Raw genomic sequence first — 1,253 nt, forward strand, 5'->3', positions numbered from 1 at the left:
AATAAAATGTTAAATTTGGTAGAAGCCTTGTTTTTAAAGGTAGCGCAAACGTTTTCGTGTTGACAACTTTCTTAAATACTGAGAATTATCTAATTTAAATTATAAATTATTGCGCTTTTTTAAATAATACAGACCTTTTTTATTAAATAAGTAGCAAAAGCTTGTATTTTTGAGATTATTATAACTTTATACTGAATAGAATGAAACGAAAAGTAACGCTTAAACAAAACAGCAAGGGCTTTACCTAAATATAATTCTTTATTAGAGTCTATTAATTGCTTTAATGGTAATGTTCCATCTGGAGTTTCTATAAGAGACAAGCCTTCGTTTTCTGGTCTGTCTTTTCCACGTGCAGTAATGGTAGACATTATCCATTCTTCGGGCATGCTGTTATCAATTTCTGGTGATGTTTTTTTCCAGTTATCTATTAAAGCACCACCTTGGTAAGTTCTCCAAACTCTGTTAGAAAGTTGTTTTAAAGGTACGTGTGCGTATTGTTGTAAATTATCACTCATGTTCTCTTTTGTGTACGTTTGTGTTACTGTATAAATTTAATTAATCCAATTAAAGCGACATAGAGCATATAACAGTTAAAAATTAAAGTTGCTCCTAAGGCTATATTCATCCAAAGTGATGTTTTATGGCCTTTCATAACGTCAGATTTATTTATTAGAATTAATAAGAATAGCGTTATTAATGGCATAACAAATGGACTTAATGCTTGCGAGGCGATTAAAATCCAAACAGGTTTACCGCCTAAAACGGGAATAATTAAACCACACAATGCGACTATTACTACTATAAGTTTGTATAACGGTTTTTTCATGTTACGTGGTGTGCCAGTATAATCTGCAATCAACCACGGAAATAATAAAAGGTTTGGAAAAATTGAAGATAATCCTGCTCCAATAATACCTAAGGTAAATAATGTAAGTGCAAAATCTCCAGCCCATGGTCCTAATGCATGCATCATATCTGTTGCGTCGTCTACAGGTGTGCCGCTAAAATATAGTGTTCCTGTTGCGCTAATCATAATGGCTAGACTTATTAAAAAAGTTAATACCATAGCAGACATTGCGTCTTTGTTTTCCTTTTTTAAATCTTGTAATCCCCAACCTTCTTCTTGGACTAAAATACTACGTGATTGCTAACAAACACCGCCCATAGTTGTACCTACTATTCCGGCAATTACAAGTCCCGAATTGTCTCCAGTTGGCAATTGAGGGAAAAAATCGATAATAGCTTTTCCAGAT

Annotated in this window: 2 protein-coding genes; both read right to left on the reverse strand. The window is 33.2% G+C overall.

Annotated elements, in window-relative coordinates:
- Nucleotides 1-119: 119 nt before the first annotated feature.
- A complete protein-coding gene (locus tag ASC44_RS00060) occupies nucleotides 120-515 on the reverse strand; it encodes a hypothetical protein (protein ID WP_055445594.1) in 396 nt (131 codons plus the stop codon).
- A 23-nt stretch (nucleotides 516-538) separates the two neighbouring features.
- Nucleotides 539-1,135 carry an NRAMP family divalent metal transporter gene (locus ASC44_RS00065; protein WP_241491376.1) on the reverse strand — a complete coding sequence of 199 codons (597 nt, stop codon included), beginning with the start codon at nucleotides 1,133-1,135 and terminating at the stop codon, nucleotides 539-541.
- Nucleotides 1,136-1,253 lie beyond the last annotated feature (118 nt).

Origin of the sequence: Lacinutrix mariniflava, from assembly GCF_001418015.1 — a bacterium.
Taxonomy (GTDB): domain Bacteria; phylum Bacteroidota; class Bacteroidia; order Flavobacteriales; family Flavobacteriaceae; genus Lacinutrix; species Lacinutrix mariniflava.

Coding starts and splice junctions, on each gene's coding strand:
- ASC44_RS00060 (WP_055445594.1), bottom strand. CDS start 515: ATGAGTGATAATTTACAACAATACGCACACGTACCTTTAAAACAACTT.